General features: G+C 40.2%; 16 protein-coding genes and 1 riboswitch. Of the genes, 1 reads left to right on the plus strand and 15 read right to left on the minus strand.

Annotation, left to right across the window (positions count from 1 at the left end; all coding sequences use genetic code 11):
* Positions 1-7: 7 nt before the first annotated feature.
* The 6 genes from ACOSV2_RS07755 to ACOSV2_RS07780 all read right to left on the minus strand — a co-directional run bounded on the left by ACOSV2_RS07755 (position 8) and on the right by ACOSV2_RS07780 (position 5680).
* Positions 8-1153, minus strand: coding sequence for a glycosyltransferase family 4 protein (locus ACOSV2_RS07755; RefSeq protein ID WP_428974640.1), 1146 nt, complete (start codon positions 1151-1153; stop codon positions 8-10).
* Positions 1154-1202: 49 nt separating this feature from the next.
* Positions 1203-1730: a phosphatase PAP2 family protein gene (locus tag ACOSV2_RS07760; RefSeq protein WP_397553504.1), complete on the minus strand. Its 528-nt coding sequence runs from the start codon at positions 1728-1730 to the stop codon at positions 1203-1205.
* Between the two features lie 144 nt (positions 1731-1874).
* The gene (locus ACOSV2_RS07765; RefSeq protein ID WP_428974641.1) at positions 1875-2564 is read right to left on the minus strand and encodes a LysM peptidoglycan-binding domain-containing protein; all 690 of its coding nucleotides are present in this window, start codon (positions 2562-2564) and stop codon (positions 1875-1877) included.
* On the minus strand, positions 2557-3156 hold the full coding sequence (locus ACOSV2_RS07770; protein WP_428974642.1) for a CPBP family intramembrane glutamic endopeptidase: 600 nt from the start codon (positions 3154-3156) through the stop codon (positions 2557-2559). The genes ACOSV2_RS07765 and ACOSV2_RS07770 overlap by 8 nt, the downstream gene beginning before the upstream one ends.
* 9 nt (positions 3157-3165) lie before the next feature.
* Positions 3166-4632, minus strand: coding sequence for a RecQ family ATP-dependent DNA helicase (locus ACOSV2_RS07775; RefSeq protein ID WP_428974643.1), 1467 nt, complete (start codon positions 4630-4632; stop codon positions 3166-3168).
* The gene (locus ACOSV2_RS07780) at positions 4610-5680 is read right to left on the minus strand and encodes a helix-turn-helix domain-containing protein (protein ID WP_428974644.1); all 1071 of its coding nucleotides are present in this window, start codon (positions 5678-5680) and stop codon (positions 4610-4612) included. The genes ACOSV2_RS07775 and ACOSV2_RS07780 overlap by 23 nt, the downstream gene beginning before the upstream one ends.
* A gap of 223 nt (positions 5681-5903) precedes the next feature.
* Here ACOSV2_RS07780 and ACOSV2_RS07785 point away from each other — a divergent pair, with 223 nt between their 5' ends.
* Positions 5904-6152: a ferredoxin gene (locus ACOSV2_RS07785; RefSeq protein ID WP_113967637.1), complete on the plus strand. Its 249-nt coding sequence runs from the start codon at positions 5904-5906 to the stop codon at positions 6150-6152.
* Positions 6153-6255: 103 nt separating this feature from the next.
* Here the strand turns inward: ACOSV2_RS07785 and ACOSV2_RS07790 are convergent, their stop codons facing one another.
* The 9 genes from ACOSV2_RS07790 to resA form a co-directional block, all read right to left on the minus strand.
* Positions 6256-6825, minus strand: a complete 570-nt coding sequence (locus tag ACOSV2_RS07790; RefSeq protein WP_428974645.1) for an ECF transporter S component — start codon at positions 6823-6825, stop codon at positions 6256-6258.
* A gap of 154 nt (positions 6826-6979) precedes the next feature.
* A riboswitch (FMN riboswitch) is annotated at positions 6980-7113 on the minus strand.
* Positions 7114-7229: 116 nt separating this feature from the next.
* A complete protein-coding gene (locus tag ACOSV2_RS07795) occupies positions 7230-8141 on the minus strand; it encodes a peptidoglycan DD-metalloendopeptidase family protein (RefSeq protein WP_428974646.1) in 912 nt (303 codons plus the stop codon).
* Between the two features lie 461 nt (positions 8142-8602).
* Positions 8603-9841 carry a hypothetical protein gene (locus ACOSV2_RS07800; RefSeq protein WP_428974647.1) on the minus strand — a complete coding sequence of 413 codons (1239 nt, stop codon included), beginning with the start codon at positions 9839-9841 and terminating at the stop codon, positions 8603-8605.
* Positions 9813-10367: an RNA polymerase sigma factor SigX gene (sigX, locus tag ACOSV2_RS07805; protein ID WP_428974648.1), complete on the minus strand. Its 555-nt coding sequence runs from the start codon at positions 10365-10367 to the stop codon at positions 9813-9815. Before sigX ends, ACOSV2_RS07800 begins: the two co-directional genes overlap by 29 nt.
* 509 nt (positions 10368-10876) lie before the next feature.
* Entirely contained in the window at positions 10877-12643 is a 1767-nt protein-coding gene (locus ACOSV2_RS07810) for an ATP-binding protein (RefSeq protein WP_428974649.1), read from the minus strand.
* Positions 12640-13356, minus strand: a complete 717-nt coding sequence (locus ACOSV2_RS07815; RefSeq protein WP_397553496.1) for a response regulator transcription factor — start codon at positions 13354-13356, stop codon at positions 12640-12642. The genes ACOSV2_RS07810 and ACOSV2_RS07815 overlap by 4 nt, the downstream gene beginning before the upstream one ends.
* Positions 13357-13472: 116 nt before the next feature.
* Entirely contained in the window at positions 13473-14648 is a 1176-nt protein-coding gene (gene ccsB / locus ACOSV2_RS07820; RefSeq protein ID WP_428975080.1) for a c-type cytochrome biogenesis protein CcsB, read from the minus strand.
* Positions 14632-16299, minus strand: coding sequence for a cytochrome c biogenesis protein ResB (gene resB, locus ACOSV2_RS07825; RefSeq protein WP_428974650.1), 1668 nt, complete (start codon positions 16297-16299; stop codon positions 14632-14634). The genes ccsB and resB overlap by 17 nt, the downstream gene beginning before the upstream one ends.
* 34 nt (positions 16300-16333) lie before the next feature.
* Complete coding sequence (resA, locus tag ACOSV2_RS07830) at positions 16334-16864, minus strand: thiol-disulfide oxidoreductase ResA (protein WP_428974651.1); 531 nt, start codon at positions 16862-16864, stop codon at positions 16334-16336.
* Positions 16865-16969: the final 105 nt, after the last annotated feature.

Here is a 16969-nt window from a genome sequence, read left to right on the forward strand (position 1 = left end):
GGTTTCTTCACCCTGACATCTGATCCCGATTGCGAAAAAAGCTAACTTCGTGAAATTCCGTTATGAGTTGATCAAAGATGCAATCCCAGGATTGTTTTTCAGCCATTTGAAGAGCCTTTCTTTTCATTTCATTTAGGAGGTTTTCATTCAATATCTCTTCAATATGATGAATAAACGAAGGATATTCATGAGCTTTCGCCATCCTTCCAGTTTGGTTAAGCTCTACGATGTTCGTCACACCGCCTTTATCAGCCACTACCGCTGGCAAACCGGAGGCAAATGCTTCTAACACTACATTTCCAAACGTTTCTGAAGCAGATGGGAAGACGAATAGATCAGAGGATGCATACACTTCCGCTAATTCGTTTCCTGTTACATAACCCGTAAAGAGTACGTCTTCTTGTTTGGTTTTTTCCATAAGCTCATTCTTCATCGGTCCATCGCCCACGATAACCCATTGAACTTGATCTTTTAATGTTTGGGGAAGGTGTTTAATCGTCTTTTCGAGTGTGTCCAAGTCCTTTTCAGGAGCTAAACGCCCCACATAAAGAAGAGTGTATTTCTTGTTATTATTAAATTTCCTTCTTAGTTCAGGACTGCGCTTTTCCGGAGAATAGGTTTGACAATCGACTCCCCTGCTCCATATGGATAAGTCGGTAAAACCCTGGTTTTCTAAGTGAAGTTTCGTTTCCATTGAGGGGACAAAAATCCGATCTGCATGTAAATAAAACCATTTCATGTACTTCCATAGTAATGGTGCCACCCACATCATTTTGTAATAGTTCAAATACAGGTCAAAATGGGTGTGGTAAGAAGCAACCAAGGGTATATTCATTTTCTTAGCACCGCGAACCCCATAAAGTCCCATTGTAAGAGGTGTGGTGACATGAATCAGTGTAGGTGAAAAATCTTTCAACTGCTTTTCAATCGTTTTCGGGTTGGCAATAGCTGTTCTGCATTCAGGATAAAAGAAAAAAGGAAAACTTGTGAAGGAATGTACATTTGGATAGGATTCTTTTTTCTCTTGAATATCAGGAACAAAGACCTTATACTCAATTCCCCGTTTCTCATAGTGATCCGTCAATCTTTTTAACGTTCTTGCGACCCCGTTCACTTGAGGATAATAAGTATCCGAAAACAATGCCACTCGCATGTACTCTTCCCCCTTAATGATTAACTTACAATTCGTAAAATCTATACGATTATCCTAAAAACAAAAGGACCATTAAAGTCGTAGCAAATGCAAGAAATGCCCCGGCCAATACATCTGAAGGATAATGGACTCCGAGAATCACTCTAGAATACCCCACTAACCAACTTATAGGAAATAGGATAAGCATCGTGGTTGGATACTGAATCATAAATGGAATCGATATGGAAAAAATAGCCGTGGAATGACCAGACGGAAATGAATGATCTTTAAATTCATAACCGTGTATCCTTGCATCGGGTAAAGTTAGATAAGGTCGGATTCGTTTAACCAACCTCTTGGTGATCGACATAATAACATGACTGATACATAACGTTATCATGGCGGCCATTACGGTTCGTTGCATCTGTGGATAATATTGACTCAAGAAGAACAGAATCAGGACGGAGGCTACAGTAAACCTCGCTCCTCCCAAATGAGTAACATAGCCGAAGAATGAACGATACAGCTGTTTGCTTCCGTTGATTCTGTAAAATAAAAAGTCATCTACTTTTTGAAAGCGCGTAAGCATTCTGTCCATGAAACCAACTCCTTCTCTTTTAGTGCTGTCACCTCCATTATATTTACGGTTTGTAATGCTTCTTATAAATGAATGTAAATTTTATCGCGAATTTTTGTAAAAAAAAAATAGCACCCGCCCCAAATCACCTTGGGGGAGTGCCTTTTATTGATCTAATGGGATTTCAAGTACTTGCCCTGTCTGAATTTCATTATTTTGAATTTGATTCCGTTCCTTGATTCGTTCAACTCCTGATTGAGAATTGTAGTATTTCATAGCAATCCTGAATAGGGTTTCCTGGGGTGCGACCGTGTGATACACGATCTTGTATGTTGGCTGTTCTTCCTCAGGTTCTTCTTTCACCTCTTCTTTCGGGCTTTCCTCTGCTGATTCTTGCTCAGCAGGTGGAGAAGCCGGTTCAGTCGATGCCGGTTGTTCCTTTCCAGTCATTGAGGGAGTATCTTGATTCAAGGATTCATCTTTTTTGTCATTCGCAGCTGACTCTTCTTCTTTTGAATCAGACTCTACAAAGCTCTCCTCATCCTCATTATCAGATTGTTCGTAGCGAACTTCTTCCACATCGTCCACATCTTCTGACATGACCACCAGGGGACCATCCCTGCTATCGAAATACGAATAAATGCTAAAAACCGTCAAGGGCAAAAGAATAAAAAATAAGAGCAACATACTAATCAATGGGTATTTCATTTTCCATTTGTTATTCTTCTTTTTCTCTCTATGTACTTCACTTCTGGCTGGAAGAGGCTCTCTTTTTTTGACTGGTGCTTCCTCTGGGACTCGTTCAATCTTTTGCTTTAATTTCGCTGCTTGATCTCGATATGGGTCTTTACTCATGAGACATCCCTTCTTTACTTCTTTGTCTTCCTTTCTTACGCATATGCATACCCAGTAAGAAATCGATGACAAAGTGCATGATGATTGTTACCAATAAATTCTCTGTTTGTTCATAAATGAAACCGATCCAAAAGCTAAGCAGTACAATATTGACAATTAAAAACCAGTGAGCCCAGTATCTGAAATGTATCAGAGCAAATATAATACTTGATATGATTAAGCCAAAGTGAAATTGCAACACGCCTCTAAATAATATTTCTTCACTAATGCTAATGAAAAATGCAAGCAGTGCAATTTCACCCATGCTTCTATCAGTAAATATCCGCGCATTCACCCCACCATCGTCATAGTATTTACTAGGTAAATACTTCATCAATACGATGTCGATGATCACAATCATCACACCGCTTGTTAATCCAATGGTCAAAATAGTCGGGGAAAAGGAAAACTGTTTCCAAAAACCGGACCATGTGTCAAATAAAAATATACCTAATCCCAAGGCAATCGTTAATAGTAAAAATTGAGTGAAATATAAATGAAAAGTTAACTGTTTCTTAGAAAGTTGTTGTATGACTTCCCCTTGTTTCTGCATGAATACCACTTATCCTAATAATAATTTTTCCAACCTTTTTTCCCACCTTGTTTCAATTGGGTCTTGAATATCAGGTGGCTGATACTTGAAATCCTTAAGGGAATAACCGCATTGATCACAACAGAAGCTATTCTCGATTTGAAGCACTTCATCAAAATAATGAAGAAGCTTCTCCCTTCTACAGGAATCAACCTGTAACCACTCGATCATGGAGAGCAGTTTGTCCTTCTTGTATTGTAAACGATTGTTTCGAATTTGTTTCATTTTTTCTATTAATCTATCTTGACTGAGTCTCAGCCCTTTAGTAAGCTCATCTGAATAATAAGTAAGAAACCGATATTGAATCTCCGACAGTTGCAATAAATCGATTATCTCCTTCGCCTGATTCTGTCTGTTTTCCTTTACATATCTTTGTATTTGTACATCCTCAGGTAATTCACTTTGAATAAGCTGCAGCGGGATCGAAAGGTCTTGTTCAGAGTATAGCACGACAGACAGACTGCTTTCTCCATCTCGTCCCGCTCTTCCGATTTCTTGTAAAAACGCTTCTATATTTGAGGAGAAATGAAAATGAATGACAAATCGAATATTTTCTTTGTTTACACCCATACCAAATGCAGAAGTGGCACATATGATCCTTAGCTTGTTGGAGAGAAATTGTTGTTGAATCAATATCCGATCCTCTTGTTCCATTCCCCCATGATAATGAGCAACACCTGATACACCATTTTCCCCAAGCCACAAAGAAACGTCTTCTGCCATTCGTTTACTTGAGAAATAAATAATGCCCGGCCCACCCCATGTTGTCAGATACTCTAAAAGTTTATCCAGTTTCTCATTATGATTCGTGACTTTCTCAACGAACAGACCGATATTTTCCCGGTCAATTGAATGGACTTTTTCCACAGCATCTTCCATTTGGAGCACTCGTTTAATGTCTTTCCTCACTTCATCAGTGGCAGTCGCCGTTAATGCCAAGGTTGTCGGATTTCCAATCGACTCTTTAAGCTCCCCCAGTTTTAAGTAATCAGGTCTGAAGTCAGGACCCCACTGAGATATACAATGTGCTTCATCAATGACGAATAAAGAAATATTTAAAGATTGTAGTAAGGGAATGATGGTCGGACTCATTAACATTTCCGGTGATATGAATATAAATTTATAAACGTGTAACTGCTCAAGGGCCGCTCTTTTCTCCATATAAGGTAAAAACGAGTTCAGTGCGATCACCCTTTTTTCACCCATTACTTTCATCTGCTCCACTTGATCCTGCATTAAAGAGAGAAGTGGAGAAACGATTAACACTTGTCCTTTCTTTAGGTACCCGGGTAATTGATAGCACAGCGACTTACCGGTTCCTGTCGGGAGCATCGCCACCGTATCCCGTTGATTTAGAACGGATTGAATGATTTCCTCCTGGCCTTCTCTGAAGGAAGAATAGCCAAATCTCTCTTTAAGCTCTTGTTGCAAATTCACGGTTCTCACCTGCCTTCGCAATCGCTACTCTGATTTGAAAATAAGATAAATGAGGAAGCTTTTCTTTTATCGGCTTTAGCCTTTTAGTTCGAGCATCTTTCATAACTGAAAGCACATTCTCATATTCCACCTGAGAAATGAACGGATCTATTGCAAATTCTTTCTGAGTTAAGATTAGTTCAATCACATGATCTTCAATGGTATTTATCTTTAAATCCCGTATACGCGCAATTTCTTCAATTGAATGCCCCCTTTGATACAACTCATATGTTTTGCTTGTTGAAATGGTCAGATTTTGCAGCTGATCACTTTTTAAGCTAATGGAGTATAATAAGGGATAAGGTGAAGGCTCCCTTTCTAATTCAGATAATATACCGTGAATTACATTAAGAAACTGAAAGCGGAATTCTTCTTCATGCATATTCAGTTTTTCAGCTACCTGCAATTCTGTCCATCCATAATCCTTGTATCCCGTTAAGCGGAAAACGAGAATGTCTGGATTTAAGGTTTGAGATAGACTGGTCAACAGGCTATACATCTCCTGATATAAATCGGAAGACAATTTTTCAATATTAGGGTTCGCCCGTAAACAGCTCTTTACCCACTCATGTATGTTTTTGTTACGTTGTACAGGAAAATAGAGCGTTTCCTGCTGTTTCCCGTTCGATAGAACCTGAACAAGGAGGCTTAATCTTTTCCAAAATAGAAACGTTTGATCACCGTAGACGAGACCATTCATATTTGCCGGAAAGGAGTCACCCTGAAAATTTTTTTGGACACAATCAGTACCACCAGTGGTCACAATCGCTTTCCCTCTTTCATCGACAATAACATATCCCAATTTCTCTAATTCCTTTACCTTCTGATTAAAGTACGCTCGTTTAAGCTTAGGTAAAGAGAGGAAAAACGGCTGCAAATAAAAGATGTGAGCATCCTGGATCGACTGGGAAGATTTTTTTCCTTTTAAGATATGAAAAACAGAGTAAATCGATCTTTCTCCATTTATTTGCATGAAGCAATATAAAATCACATAATTAAGATAGGTCAATTCTCTACTCCTTAACGTGTAGGTTATTGTCAAATATTGTACCATGAATTTGTTGTTTAACCATGTTTTGTTTTTCATATATAGGATAAAAATAAAAAGAAACAACCTAACTATTGAAAAGTTATACAATCCTCTATAAAATAAACATTAAGTGATTTTTCACAAACTTACATTGTGTATAATGATGAATTATATAGAATTATTTATCCGGGAGGTTTTTTCTTTGCCAAAATATACGATTGTCGACAAGGATACATGCATTGCATGTGGAGCGTGCGGGGCTGCTGCTCCAGATATTTACGACTATGATGATGAAGGTATTGCATTTGTAACATTAGACGATAACCAGGGGACGGTCGAAGTTCCTGACGTATTAGAAGATGATATGATTGATGCATTCGAAGGTTGTCCTACAGATTCCATAAAAGTAGCTGACGAGCCGTTCGATGGAGATTCACTTAAATTTGAATAGTAGTTCCGAAGCTAAGGGGAATTCCTCTTAGCTTTTTCTTTTTGGCTGATAACATTAGAAAACCCCTCAAATGTAATTGAGGGGTTAATCATTTATATTTGCACTATGCCGCTTTGTTCAGGGCTGTCTGTCTTGCTAACCAGCCTTGAAGACGAACGAATAGTAAGATGAAGACTGATGTTACAAGGATTCCTTTTAAAATGTTGAAAGGAACAATTCCTGTGATGATAATCTCCGCAGGAAGCTCAAAATTCATGAAGTATTTATAAGCAGGAAGGAACACAAAATAATTAAGAATTCCCATACTGATACTCATGACCACAGTTCCTGTGATAAGTCCGATCAACAACCCTTTTTTAGATTGAAGACGTGTATAAATATAATATGTCGGAAGAATCAAAAGCACTCCCGCCATAAAGTTTGCAATATGACCAATCGGAACGCCGGTATCGCTTCCTGTCATGATGTAGTCAATCACGTTCTTGAATAATTCAACTAATATTCCTGCCAAAGGACCTAATGTTACTGTCGCAATCAATGCAGGCACATCACTGAAATCTACCATTAAAAACTTTGGAAATGGTGGAATCGGGAAGTTAAAAAGCATTAACACATAGGATATGGCACTTAACATACCAACCGTTACAAACGTGCGTGTATTCATTTTTCTCATAAACCTCTCTCCTTTAGGAGATTCATCTCATATCGAAGATAGCTCTAGCCAAAGGTAGCATTAAAAAACCCCTAGATACGTGTATCTAGGAGAATGATAAGGCATACCCGAATAAACGTTTAGCTTCCCTTTTTCTAAACGTTCTGGCATAAACCTTCATCTTCTCCCATCCAGACTATACTGTCGGCTTTGGAATCGCACCAAATCCTGCCCCTAAAGGCTCGCGGGCTTAGAGACAAATGTCTCATCACCGCCGGTAGGGAATTTCACCCTGCCCCGAAGACGAATCTTTATTTTTTTATACATTTTCATTATACATAATGATGGGGATTATGTGAAGGAAAACAGTTCGAATTCGAAATGTTTTTTGTTTACATATGGTACTTATTAGGTTTACACTTCCGTTATTGGATAGTTAAAACTTGTTGAGGATATATTGGTGACTTAAGATCCAGGCCATTCCAAGCCACCAAGTCATTCACATCCACTCCCTCTGCGACTGAAATGGAGTATAAAGTGTCCCCTTGTTTCACTACATACCCACTCTCGGCTGATTGAGGGATGGCTAACGATTGATTCACTACTAAATTGGTTTCATTTAACCCATTGGCACTCTTAATATCTTCTACAGATATATTGTATTGCTGAGAAATCCCCCAGAGGGTTTCTCCTTTATGTACGACATGATATACCATGTTTTCATTAATATGAACTTCTTGCGTGCTTACATCATGAGTGATTTCAGCTGTTCCGGAAACACCCACTGCCTGATAGGGATCCCTCTCCTGAGCAAACACAAGCTGGCCGACCTCCCCTTGTCCAAATACCATATAGGGATCGATTGCATTCTCCTTGTCAATCGTCCATTCACCCCTGTGCACCTCAAAATGCAGGTGAGCTCCTGTCGATCTGCCTGTATTACCTAAATTTCCAAGCTGTTGACCTTGACCCACTTCTTGATTCTCTTCAACAAGCCGGTTTTCAAGATGAGCATATACGGTTTCATATCCATTTTCATGCCTTATGAATACCACATGCCCATAGCTTGGAGACAGATATGATCTAATCACCTTACCTTTTGCAACAGAATAAACCGGTGAGCCGATGTCTCCTCCAATGTCCATTCCTTTATGAGTACCAGACCTTGTCCCATACGAATCCGTTATCATCCCTTCAACAGGAAATGTCCAGGATACCGTTTCCTCCACGATCTTATTCGTCTCTGCTTTCGCTATCTTTCCTGTAAAGAACATAATGCTCACACACAATGCTAACAAGAATACGATCAAAAGCCTTCTTACATAATCCAAAATCATACTTGTCCTCCTTACCCATTTAACGCAATACCTTATTTCTTCCCTACTGAAGCTTCACGTCCGCTACCTTTTCATCTACTAACCCATTCTTACCTTCTCACCATCATTTCATGCACTCCCCACTATATGTAAACCCTCCAATCAATATTCACAAGTGAATGAGATATTTCTCATGAGATAATTTTCCTTTGAGTAGTTTGTCTAAGTATGAGATAAATATACACACAAAAGCGGAGGCGGCTTGCTCAGAGGCGACAAGCATAAGACGGGAATACCGGAAAGGCGTTCTCTGCCTTTTTGGTATTCCTGGCTTATGACCTCGAGCCTCTAGCCGCCGGAGCGGGATGATAACAAAAGCGGAGGCGGGTCGTTTAGCCCCGACAAGCATAAGACGAACTTCCCCTTAACACAAAAAAAGACCGGAAACGGATTCCTTTCCCGCTTCCAGTCTTCTGTGATACCTAATTTTCGAACGTTTTCTTATTCGGGCTGATCGGAGTCTCAATGGGTTCATTGAACTTGAATCCATTCCAGCTTTCCTGTTTAATGTTTTCGAATTGAACTCTTTCGTACCCCGAGCTCTTGCTTGTCAGTAAAATGCCTTCAATCATTTCCATGGCTGTTTCATTGTCTAATGTTTCTATGTCCAGCTCATTTAAGAAATTGATGGTTAGATATTCATCTGATTCCGTTACACTGATATTGATATTTTTCGGAATCACACTTTGGAAAAGGCCCGTTTCTGAGCTTTTCATCGCCTGGATGGACTCTTTGACATTTCCTCTATTTATATTATCCGGTACGAGAAAGCGTTCCCTTCCATTTGGAGAGTATAGGTAATAGGCCGTATGAACATCTTCATTAAGGTCGATTTTTGAGAATTCCCCGGTGGAACTGAATTCCGGAACGGATCCGTCTTGTTCTTGAAGAACCACTTCATTTAACCCCTTATGTTGAAATGAGTATAATAGAGAATGGTAAAAAGCGTATTCCACTGCACTAGCGCCACTATATGAATGCTCAGGATCCAAAGTGAAAATGACTTTGTTTTCACCCAAGGTAAATTTCCCTTTTAACGGGAGGAAGTCTTCCATCCCCCACTCGCCTTCAGGTAACTCACCTGCAATTTCTTCATGACGGGTCAACCAACCTTCCTCCCCGTCTGCCGGGCGATCGACAATTGAAATAGGAACAGGTACCGCTTCCGGGGAAACAAGTCCATAAGAATAGTAGTCCTGCCCTTCTAAGTCTTCTTCATATAAAGATAATCTTTCTGCCGTAGTAGGTTGAAGGTCTTTTTCAGTCTCAGCCATACTTAACTCGCTGTGATCCTTGTCGGCTGTCATTTGGTTTTTATCGGTGTCATGTATCATTTCTGATTTATCATCTGATTTCGCCAAGGAATCTTGTGCAGTATTCGTTGCTGAATCCCCATCGGATGATTCCGTTGATTTCATTTCTGATTTTTCCATACTATTTTCATTGAATTGATTTAATACGGTTGGAGCAAGCATGACCATGATGAAAATGGCTGCCAGCGCTGCGACTGTGGGAATAAAACGGTTAAAGGCAATGAACGTCTTTTTGTTCTTACGTTCCATTTTTGCATATATTGATTGAGGAGTTCGATCATCTTTGATTTGAGGAAGCTTTCTGACGAGGTCCTCTATATCACGATCTTTCCATTCTGACTGCTTCAATGTCTCTTTCCTCCTTTGGTAGCCGTTGATTCATTTCAATTCTTAACCACTTTATGGCTCTATGCTGGGTCGTTTTCACTTTACTTTCAGACCAGCCCAGGACTTCAGATGTTTCAACAATTGAAAGCTCTTGTAAGTAACGCATAATAATGACCATCCGATAATCCGTCGAACAGCATTTCAAACATTCGTATAATACCTGAATTTCTTCCTTCGCAACAGTAATTTCTTCCGGGAGTGCTCCATCGTCTGTCACATCATTCCGAGTCCAATCGAATTTATCCAATATCCTATTCTTCCAGTTCCTTTGTTTTCTAAAATGATCTATGGCTACATTTTTCGCAATCGAAAAAAGCCACGTTCTTTCAGAGCTGTTACCCTCAAAACGATCATGAGATTTAAGCACCCGGATATATACTTCCTGCACCAGATCCTCAGCCTGCTGCTTATTCTGTACCATGTATATGAGGAATTGAAAGACGTCCTGATGATAATCAGTGTATAATTTCTCAAAAACGGAGTCCACTTGCTTCCCTCCCCGTCAATTTATTAGTCGTTTTTCCTGTAAAAAAGTTACACACTATCAATATAGTATTTTTTGGCTAAAAAGGAAAGACCTATATTGACCAGGCATATCTTTAGAAAACACTCTTTCTAAAAAGAATGAGGTCGTTTGCTAAGATTCGTGTATTTATTTTTATTCCATCAAAGTTGATTCTCGCTGCAGGAGGCTCGACTCCTGCGGGAATAGCTGGACAGTGAGACCCCGAGACAAAGCCGAGGAGGCAAAGCCGCCAGCATCCTGTAGCGGAAATCAACAACTACTTTCTAATGTGAAATAGTAACAAACTTTACGAAAATGGCCATAGAAAAAGCCAACAGAGAAAAAAGCTCCCTGTTGACTTTTATTGTCATTTTTATCGTTATGATATTGTCTTTTTCAACAACCTACATTATTGGAAGTTAAAAAATAAAGAATGTTTCCCATGTAACAAGAAAAATCGTCAAGTTTCTATGGATATCATCGATTCTTGGCTAAATGGGAAGAAAGAAAGTGAAGGTTGTCCCTTGATCGACTTTACTTTGAACCTGGATATGACCTTTATGGGACTCAATGATGTTCTTTGCGATTGCGAGCCCCAGACCCGTACCGGACTTCCCTCTTGTTCTGGCTTTATCCGCTTTATAGAAGCGCTCGAATACGAAAGGAAGATCTTCTTCAGGAATCCCGGAACCCGTGTCTTTTACGTGGAATAAATAACCGCCCTTGCTTTCCGTCAGGGAAACCGTTACTTCTCCACCTGTAGGAGTATGTCTTAACGCATTATCGATAAGATTGGTTAATACTTGTTCGATTCGGTCCGGATCCATGTGAATTTCATTTTTGATTCCTACATCGCTTTCAAAATAAACGGAGACCTTTTTTTCTTTGGCCAGTCCAATAAATTTATTCGTCACTCTTTCGGTGAAAGGCATGACACCAATGAGGTCTTTATTTAGAGTGATATGCCCTGCTTCCATACGGGCCAAATCCAGAAGGTCATTGACCAGACGCCCCATTCGCAATGACTCATCATAAATAATACGGGCTATTTCTTTCTTTTCTTCTTCTGTTTCAGCAATATCATCAACGATCGCTTCACTATATCCTTGAAGCATTGAGATTGGGGTACGGAGTTCATGAGAGACATTGGCGATAAAGTCTTTCCGAAGCTTATCCAACCTTCTCTCTTCTGTCATATCACGCACGACCGCCACGGCTCCCCTGATGTTGTTGTTATTGTATAGAGGACTGATAATCACCACATACGAACGCCCCTGCAGACTCAATTCACCTGTCTGCTCCATTTCTGTCACGACCACGCTCTGCAATAATTCTTTTACCGTAGTGGGGATGGCTTCCTCACTGTTTTCACTTTGTTCATAATACCAATGCTGCAGGAATCGATCGGCAGGTGGATTAGTGATCAAGATCGTGCCGTCCCGATTAAAGGTGATGACTCCATCAGCCATACTGCTCAAAATAGAGGAGAGCTGCTCCTTCTCCTGGCTCAATGCGTTAATGTGAAACTTTAGCTGTCTGCCCATTTGGTTAAATCCTGTTGCAAGTTCACCGATTTCATCCTTCGTCAAAATCGGAACCTTTGTATCAAACTTACCCTTTGCTACCTCAAAGGCCGCTTCCCGCATCTTCCTTAGTGGTGCAGTGATACGGGTGGAAAGGAAGAAAGCAAAGATGGTTGTTAAAATAATGGCAATCCCGGCAGCAAGCAAGATCAGTTTCGTTGTTTGACGGGTTGTATCTTTAATGACACCAAGAGACTGATAGAGATATACCGCTCCATCTTCTTCATCAATATGAAGAGGAGTTCCTACAATGATGACATTTTCATATCGGTTCGACGACATTTCGGTGGATAATTCAATCTCTTTCTTGATGGTGATTTCTTTTGTTTTCACCGATTGAAGTTGTTTATCTTCTGAAATGTACTCATGAATATTCTTTTGAAACGCTGTAGAATCCTGGGAATAAAGTGATTCATTTTGATCTAATGAAATAATGATATTGACTGGATCATCAATGATTTCTTTCCCAAGTTCCATCCCCAGCTCCAAATCTTTATGATTCTCAATGACTCTCGCCACTTTTTCAGCTGTTTGAGTTAATTCTTTTTCAACCACATCGACATGATAGTTTTGAAAGAATTCCAGTAAAAGAATCGTAAGGATAAATAACACAAAGGAAACTAAGAGCAGAATCGTTAGCCACAGCTTCCCTACAACACTACGCCATAGCCTCATTCATTTGTTACCTCGAACTTGTAGCCTACTCCCCAAACGGTAACAATCATTTTTGCAGCCATTTCGGATACTTTATTCAGTTTTTCTCTTAATCGTTTCACATGGGTATCGACCGTACGCAGGTCCCCGAAGAATTCATAATGCCACACTTCTTTAAGTAGGTGCTCACGGTCAAACACTTTGTCAGGAGCTTTTGCAAGGAAATATAGCAGCTCGTATTCTTTTGGCGTTAAATTCACATCTTTACCGTCAGCGGTTACACGATGGGCATCATTATCGATCGTAAGATGAGGATAGACAATCAGGTCCTTCGCCTTGGAGTCTGTTTGAATAAAGCTTGTCTTTGAAGAACGTCTTAATAACGCTTTCACTCTCAGTACCACTTCGCGAGGGGAGAAAGGTTTCACTATGTAATCATCGGTCCCCACTTCGAACCCTTGCACCCTGTTCACTTCTTCTCCTTTAGCGGTAAGCATGATCACGGGCGTCGCTTTCTTTTCACGAAGGTACTTACATACTTCGATCCCATCCATCCCCGGCATCATGATATCCAGTAATATACAGTCGTAATTATTCTCCAGAGCCAGAGCTAATGCTTCCTCTCCATTTTCGGCTTCATCAATTTCATAGTTTTCTCTTTCAAGATACATTTTTAACAGTTTGCGAATCCGGTCTTCATCATCTACAACTAAAATTCGAATATTTTCCTCCATGGGTACATCCCCCTTTTGTCTAATTAAACCATATTATCCTATATTTTATATGAAAAAAGAAGCTGACTCAAAGAGAATATCACTCTCGTTATAGCCAGCTCCCTCCCGATCGTTATTTAAGCGTATGAATGTAGTCCTGCGATAATGAGGTTAACAGCCACCAGGTTGAATAGAATAATGGCCACCCCGATGACAGCTAACCATGCAGACTTCTCACCGTGCCATCCTTTAGAGAGGCGTAGATGCAGAAATGCTGCATAGAATAAGAATGTAATTAATGCCCATACTTCTTTGGGATCCCATCCCCAGAATCGAGTCCAGGCAATTTGAGCCCAGATCATGGCGAAGATGAGCCCTCCCAGTGTAAAGACTGGAAAGCCGATCAATACTGAGCGGTAACCGATTTCGTCCATCAGGTCCAGATTCACATTTTTCACCAATGGCTGTAATTTTGCAGCTATTCGCTTTCTGAAGATTAAGCGTAATAGAAGATAAATTCCAGTTCCAATCAGAAACGACCAAATAACGGTATTAAGTTTCTTAGCGTTAATAAGGGCTGGCATTTCCATCAGCGGCTCCATTACCTTGTCAGTTAATAGTTGGCCTTCATTCGGTCCGACAAGGGCCGGGAGTGTATATTCAGAAATCGCTTCGGCCCCTTCTTGATCGACATACTGAAAATTCGCTTCGTAATTTCCCAGGGTAAAAGCAGTTGATGCAACTACAAACCCAATAACGACAACCAAAGAATACATGACGGTTTCAAGCCAAAACGACTGCTTGCTTCCTTTGGTATGTTTCACTGATTTCAATAAATAGATCAACCCTGCCACAAAACTGATGGATAAGATCGCTTCCCCGGCTGAAACCGTTGTGACGTGGATTTTCAACCAATCACTTTGAAGAGCAGGGATCAATGGACTAATATCTTTAGGAAACATACTGGCATAGGCGATCACCAAAAGTGCAAATGGTAATGCAATGACACCCAGTATCGTTGTTTTATACATAAAGTAAAGAATGATAAAGGCCCCGACAAGCATCATTCCGAAAAAGGTTGTAAATTCAAATAAATTACTTACCGGAGCGTGTCCAGCTGCCCCCCATCTTAAAAAGAAGTAGCCTAGTTGAGCGGCAAATCCGATAAGGGTTAAAACAATTCCAATGAATCCCCACTTTTGCTGATTCGTTTCAGTTGTATTTTTTTGGCGGATGCTTCCTCCAAAGAACAACGTCGCAATCAAATACACCATGAAGGATACATAGAGTAAATTACTACTCCACTCTGCCATTGTTATCGTTGACATCTTCATTCCTCCTTGCTTCGTCTTTTTGTTGTTGATCTTGAGGTTCCTGTATTCCGGTACCTTCCAAAACGAAGTTGATTTCATTTTTTAATCCATGCCAGTTTTTATTCGTATGACCGGCTACGATGACTCCATCTTCACTTCGCCTGATCCAGATTCTTCGGTGGTGCCAATAAGCACCTTGCACGACACCTATCATAAAGATGGCTCCTCCAACGGCTATGATCCAAAGAGTGAGATCCTTATGAACGGTTAAAGCAGATACATCTCTTGTTTCCACACCCGCAAATGACAATTTGTTTTCATTGTCACCAAGCGGTTCCAAATTTTGCTGAATTCCTACAAAACTCACTTCACCATCGGGTTTTTCAGGCGAGAACAACTTGAATAGGAATGCAGGATTATTCGGTAAAGGAGACTTGGTTTGTGGCTCACCTTGTTCATTAAATCCAGAGAAATCAGGATAATATCCCATCAATTCTACTTTATAACCTTCTTCAAATGCATAGGTATCTTGAGGGTCAAATAGATCGACGGTAAATTTGCCGAAGCTGTCCCCTGACTCTTTATTTTCAAATGTAAAGGACATTGATTTAAATTCGTCTAACTTGTAACTGGTTTGATATACAGCGAAATTCCCAAATTTAAGGGGGTGGTTCACTTTAATGGAATCCTCTTTTTCCACTTTCCGGTCTGCCGTTTGTCCTGGAAGTTTATCTCCAGATTCTTTATACAGTACCACGTCAGACTGGAAATTCTTTGCGATGGTCCCATTCTTATCAATGGCTTCCCCAAACACTTCTTTATCTTTTTCTTTATCGTATGTCTCTAATGTAAATCCTTTATTTTCTAAGTAATACTCTTGTTTCGTACCAGGAACGGCTCTCGTTTCACCTTCACGGATCCACACGGTTTCATCAATGTACATTCCAGGAACGAATCGCAGCATGCCTCCGAAAAGGAAGATGATAAGGCCGATATGATTCACATAGGGACCCCATCTAGAAAAACGATTTTTCTCTGCAAGGATGTTCCCGTCCTCTTCCCTGATCTTATATTTTTTTTGTGTTAATTTTTCTTTTATTTTACTTATAGAGTCATTGATTTCGACCATTTCTGTTTTTCCATAGATTCGTTGACGCTTCAGGAAACCGACATGTCTGGAAACACGTTGATTCTTGAGAGCACGATAGAGGGGGATCACCCGGTCCAGACTGCAAATCACGAGGGAAACTCCAATCGATGCGATTAATAGGAGATACCACCATGAACTATACAAATCATGGAAACCTAACGTGTAATATAACTCTCCAAAAAATCCATATACATCTTCGTAGTACTTATTTGCTGGCTGTCCATTCGGAATATACTGTTCCTGAGGCAAAATCGTGCCGACTGCAGAGGCGATAAGTGTGATGACAATTAACCATACGCCAACCTTAACAGATGAGAAGAAATTCCAAATCTTGTCGACCATCGATTTGTTATACGTTTGGGAACGTCTTGCACTACCCTCATATCGCATGTCATGAAGCTTCTCGTTCTTCGCTTCATCCGTTAAAGCACGCCCACAGGATTCACAGAGAACGGTACCATTCGGGTTTACATGACCGCATACACATTTGATCTCTTTCATGTTAAAACTCCTTATATCAAGTTAAACTGCTGAGTTAAGGCTTAATGCTCTCTAGATCTTCAATGATATCTTTTTCTGACATGGTTCCTGTAATGATTTTTTCGATTTCACCTTGAGGGTTGATGAGGAATGTCGTTGGTAACGGATCAATACCGTACGCATTTTGAACTTCCTCTTCTTTATCTACCAGAATAGGGAACTCTAATCCGTGTTTAGACACGAATCGATTGATAAGGAAATCCGATTCCCCCACATTAACAGCCAATATCTGTACACCTTGATCTTTATATTTCGCATATTGATTATTCATGTAAGGCATTTCTCTTTCACACGGTTTGCACCATGTCCCCCAGAAATTCAGGAATACCCCTTGTCCTTCATAGTCGGACAAGCGATGCTTATTCCCTTCCATGTCCTCTAATACAAAGTCAGGCGCTTGATCTCCCACCTTCAACTTCCCTCTTTCATCCTTCGTAAAGTTTGCATACAGGGTATATGCAACCGCAGAAGTCAGTACAATGAGAATAATGGTCCGGATGAGTAATCTGCGTTTTTTCTTATCCATGTACGTGTGCCTCCCATATTGAAATCGTTCTCAAAAAATGGAAATGTTTTTTCTCTCTTTACAGTAGCAAAGGGCCTGATGTCATAAGAATTCTCTTATGAGACC

This window comes from Rossellomorea sp. DUT-2, from assembly GCF_052665285.1.